Here is a 4042-nt window from a genome sequence, read left to right as displayed (position 1 = left end):
GGTCGCGGCGGACCGCGCGCCGCTCGGCTCGGTCGGCCTGGTCGGCCCGGTCGGCCTGGTCGGCGGCCGCGCTTGGCGCCCTGGCCGTCGGCGGGATCATGCTGGCGATCCTGGGATGGCCGGCCAGTCCCGACCCCGCGGCCGCACCGTTGCCCGCGGCCGACGGCCCGCGGATGCCCGGTCCGCTGCCGGGCCCCGCCAGCGCGGGAAGACGCCCGCTCCCGCCGAGACAGCGGGACCTGCCGCCGTCCAGCCTGCGGATACCAGCGCTCGGCGTGACCGCCAGCATCGGCCGGGCCACCGAGGTGAACGGCACCCTCGTTCCGCCGCGGACCCCGACCGAGGTCGGGCTGTGGTCCGGTTCGGCGGCGCTTGATGCCGGTGCCGGCGAGGTGACGATCGTCGGCCACGTGAACTGGCGGGGCATGCCCCCCTTCGCCTTTGGACGCCTGGCCCGCCTGCGCGACGGAGACCTCGTCTTCACCAGCGACCCGCACGGGGCCCAGACCGCCTGGCGGGTGTCGCGGGTCTTCGCGCGCCCCAAGTCCGGCGGCGTCGACCCCACGGCGTTCGCCGGGCCCCGCGGCCCCCGCCGCCTCATGATGATCACCTGCGGCGGGGCGTTCGATGCCCGGGCGGGCTCCTACACCGACAACGTCTACGTAGGCGCCGTTCCCGTGTCGTCCACCCGCTAGTTGAGTCGGGGGCAGAAGTGGCCGCCGGGATCATCCGGACGGCCACACAGCACGCAGGGCGGGCGGCCGGCGGCGACGACCGTGCGGGCCCGCTCGATGAACGCGCGGGCCTGGCGGATCGACAGGCCGACCCGCAGCGAGTCGAGTTCGTCCTCGGCGTCGGGCAGCCGGATCTCCCCCGGGGAAAGCCCCGCGGCCTCGACGAACACGCGGCTGCCGTCCCAGGAGACGGTGAGCTGCCCCAGGTGGAAGTCCTCCTGGAACGGCGCGTCCAGCGGGGCGAGGTCGATCTCGACGTCCGCCGCGGCCGGCAGGGCGATGCCCTGCGTCTGGCCGACCTGGCCGAGCAGCGTGTTCAGCCCGTCGGCGAGCGCCGAGACCTCCGTCTTCTCCAGACCCACCGTGACGACCTGGCCGCGGTCGGCGGCCTGTAGGAAGAAGTTCCGGTCGCCGGGCTGCCCGACGGTTCCCACCACGAACCGATCGGGGGATTCGAACACGTAGCGCTGCATATCTCCGATCGCTCCGTTATCCTTGCCGGCGTCGTCCGGTCCTGGTTTCCCGTCAGGCAGGGGGCTAAGCCTCGCCCCACGTCTCCATCAGTATCGCCGCATCGTGGACGAGTCCACCGCTGGCCGCCCACCGCGTTCGTCCTGGCGGGTTGGCGCTCACCGCCCACCCGGCGTTCGACCCGGTGGGACGGGCGGGCGGCAGCAGTGCGCCGGGCAGTCGTCGGGCCAGGGCCCGAACTCCGTCAGGGCCCGGCGCGCCACGTCCGGGTCCCGCCGCTCGTCGACGAGTTCGCGCACCATCGCGACGAACCTGGGATCGGTGCCCACCGTGGCGGCCCGGGTCACCGCCAGGCCGGCTTCACGCGCCCGGCGCGAGGCTACGACGTCGAGGTCGTAGGCGACCTCCATGTGATCACTGATGAAACCCACCGGCACGAGGACGGCACCGGCCACGCCGCGGGCGGCGAGCTCGGCCAGCCGGTCGCCGACGTCGGGCTCCAGCCAGGGGACGGCCGGCGGCCCGCTGCGGCTGCAGAACACCACCTCGGTGGGATGACGCACGCCGGTGCTCTCCTCGACCCGCGCGGCGATCACCGCTGCGACCGCCCGCAGCTCACGCGGGTAGGCGTCGCCCTCGGGGCCGCTGGCACGGGCCTGCGACAGTGGCAGCGAATGCGCCGTGAACAGCAGGTGGGCACCGGTCCGCGACGCCGCCGGCAGCTCGGCCAGCGCGGCCAGGCAGCGCTCCACCATCGGCTCGACGAACCCGGGATGGTCGAAGAACAATCGTAGTTTGACCAGCTCCGGGCGGCGCACGCCGGGCGGCAGCGCGGCCAGCGCGGCGGCGATGTTCTCGCGGTACTGGCGGCAGCCGGAGTAGGAGGAGAACGCCGAGGTGACGAAGCAGGCCGCCCGGCGGACACCGTCGGCGGCCATCCGCGCGACGGTGTCTCCCAGATAGGGCGCCCAGTTCCGGTTTCCCCAGTACACCGGCAGCTCAGGCAGGCCCGCCCGCAGCACTTCGGCGAGCGCCCGGTTCTGGTCGTTGAGCGGGCTGCGCCCGCCGAACATCGCGTACTGCTCGGCGACGGCCTCGAGCCGGGACGCGGGCACGTCCCGGCCGGCCGTCACGTTGCGCAGGAACGGCGCGACGTCATCGGGCCCCTCCGGGCCGCCGAAGGACACCAGCAGCAGCGCGTCGAACTCGCCGCGCCCGGTGCGCCGCCCGGCCGGTACGCCGACGCTCACCTCGGCACGCGGCCGGCGATGTCGGCCGGATATGTCGGGAAGTAGCGGCTGATGTCCGACAGCTCGAAGGACCGCAGGATCGACCGGGCGGACTCCCGGGCGAGCAGGTACTCGAAGGACGTGCGCACCAGCGCGATCTGGCCCGGTTCGTCGTCCACGGCGACCCCGGTCGCCGCGAGGACCGCGTCGTCGACCCGCACCTGGTAGGCGAAGGACAGCCCGGGCACGCCCGGCGAGGTCTCCTCCGCGACCATCACCTCGAAGTCACGGCCACCGCGCGGTTCCACCCGAATCACGCTCATCGGACCCACTCCCTCGTGGCCACTGCGACCCGGACGCCGCCACGGCGGCCCCGAGGTCCGGCCCCCCGAGATCCGAGGGCCTGGGGCCGAAGGCCCTGACACGGGGCAGCGGCACGACGGCGCGGCAAGGCTGCGTCGCCCACGATATCCGCCACCGCCGCGGCGCACCCACCCACGGGCCGCCGCCCGGCCCGGCCTGGACCGGTACGGGAGGATGGTCCCCCGCTCACGGGCGCTGCCACCGTCAGGCGGTCAGTGCCCCATGCTCAGGCCACCGTCGACCGGAATCAGCGCGCCGTTGATGTAGGCGGCCGCCGGCGAGGCCAGGAACGCCACGAGAGCCGCGACATCCGCCGGCTCCCCCATCCGGCCGCCGGGCACCGCGGCGGTCAGCGCCTGCCGCTGGGCGTCCGTCAACGCCTCGGTCATGTCCGTGCGGATCGGCCCCGGCGCCACCACGTTCGCGGTGATGTTGCGCGGGGCGAGCTCGCGGGCCAGGGACCGGGCGAACCCGATCAGGCCGGCCTTGGACGCCGCGTAGTTCGACTGCCCCGGGCCGCCGACGGAGGCGACGACGGACGACACGAAGATCAGACGCCCGCGCCGCAGCTTCATCATCGGCCGTGCGGCCCGCTTCGCCACCCGGTACGCGCCGAGCAGGTTCGTGTCGACGACCTCCTGGAAGGCGTCCTCGCTCATCGTGGCCAGCAGCGTGTCCCGGACGATGCCGGCGTTCGACACGACGATCTCGACGGGGCCGAACTCCGCCTCCACCTCGGAGAACGCCTTGTCGACGCTCTCCGCGTTGGTGACGTCGAGGCGGACCCCCAACATGCCCTCGGGGGCGGACCCGCCCCGGCTGGCCACCGCGACCCGTGCGCCCGCGGCGGCGAGTGCGACGGCGCAGGCGGCACCGATACCGCGGTTACCGCCCGTGACCAGGGCGACGCGACCCTCGTTTTCGACCATGGCGGGATAGTAACCGCCCGACCCGGCGGCGCCTCAGCCCAGCGCGAGCACGGCGCGATCCGAAGCCAACGGTGCCGCGCCCCGCCGGTGCGGCGGTGCGGCGGTGCGGCGGTGCGGCGGTGCGGCACGATGCCTGGTATGCAGGTGATGATCCGGGTGCGGCCCGGGGCTGCCCAGCCGGGCGTCGGCGGGTCCTGGGCGGATCCGCGGATCGGGGCCGCCCTGGTCGTCCGGGTGGCCGAGCGGGCCGTTGACGGCAAGGCCACCGAGGCGGCGGTCCGTGCGGGTGTCGATGGGCGAGGTGTTCGCCGTGCCC

At 74.5% G+C, this 4042-nt stretch carries 5 protein-coding genes and 1 pseudogene; 1 reads left to right on the top strand and 5 read right to left on the bottom strand.

From position 1 onward, the window contains the following. The coding region (locus MXD58_RS22030) for a class F sortase (protein WP_250609838.1) at positions 1 to 695 on the top strand (695 nt) is incomplete at its 5' end. On the opposite strand, the gene MXD58_RS22025 is transcribed toward MXD58_RS22030, so the two are convergent. The 5 genes and pseudogenes from MXD58_RS22025 to MXD58_RS22005 form a co-directional block, all read right to left on the bottom strand. Further along, positions 692 to 1207 (bottom strand): Rv2134c family protein, encoded by a 516-nt coding sequence (locus MXD58_RS22025; RefSeq protein ID WP_250609837.1) that lies wholly within the window; start codon positions 1205 to 1207, stop codon positions 692 to 694. The genes MXD58_RS22030 and MXD58_RS22025 overlap by 4 nt on opposite strands. Before the next feature lie 156 nt (positions 1208 to 1363). Next, positions 1364 to 2455, bottom strand: a complete 1092-nt coding sequence (locus tag MXD58_RS22020; protein WP_248840712.1) for a ferrochelatase — start codon at positions 2453 to 2455, stop codon at positions 1364 to 1366. Continuing rightward, a complete protein-coding gene (locus tag MXD58_RS22015; protein ID WP_248840713.1) occupies positions 2452 to 2757 on the bottom strand; it encodes a hypothetical protein in 306 nt (101 codons plus the stop codon). The genes MXD58_RS22020 and MXD58_RS22015 overlap by 4 nt, the downstream gene beginning before the upstream one ends. A gap of 252 nt (positions 2758 to 3009) precedes the next feature. After that, entirely contained in the window at positions 3010 to 3726 is a 717-nt protein-coding gene (fabG, locus tag MXD58_RS22010) for a 3-oxoacyl-ACP reductase FabG (RefSeq protein WP_248840714.1), read from the bottom strand. A gap of 33 nt (positions 3727 to 3759) precedes the next feature. Then, positions 3760 to 4042 (bottom strand): annotated as a pseudogene (locus MXD58_RS22005) (hypothetical protein); the annotation flags it as partial.

It is taken from the genome of Frankia sp. AgKG'84/4, assembly GCF_023242965.2.
In the GTDB taxonomy this organism is placed as follows: Bacteria; Actinomycetota; Actinomycetes; order Frankiales; family Frankiaceae; genus Frankia.
Note: the sequence above shows the minus strand (reverse complement) of the source record. Positions and strands in the feature narration are given on the sequence as shown.

Bases quoted from the DNA above. Each gene is read 5' to 3' on its own strand.
- MXD58_RS22025 (WP_250609837.1), bottom strand. From the start codon at position 1,207: ATGCAGCGCTACGTGTTCGAATCCCCCGATCGGTTCGTGGTGGGAACC.
- MXD58_RS22015 (WP_248840713.1), bottom strand. From the start codon at position 2,757: ATGAGCGTGATTCGGGTGGAACCGCGCGGTGGCCGTGACTTCGAGGTG.
- fabG (WP_248840714.1), bottom strand. From the start codon at position 3,726: ATGGTCGAAAACGAGGGTCGCGTCGCCCTGGTCACGGGCGGTAACCGC.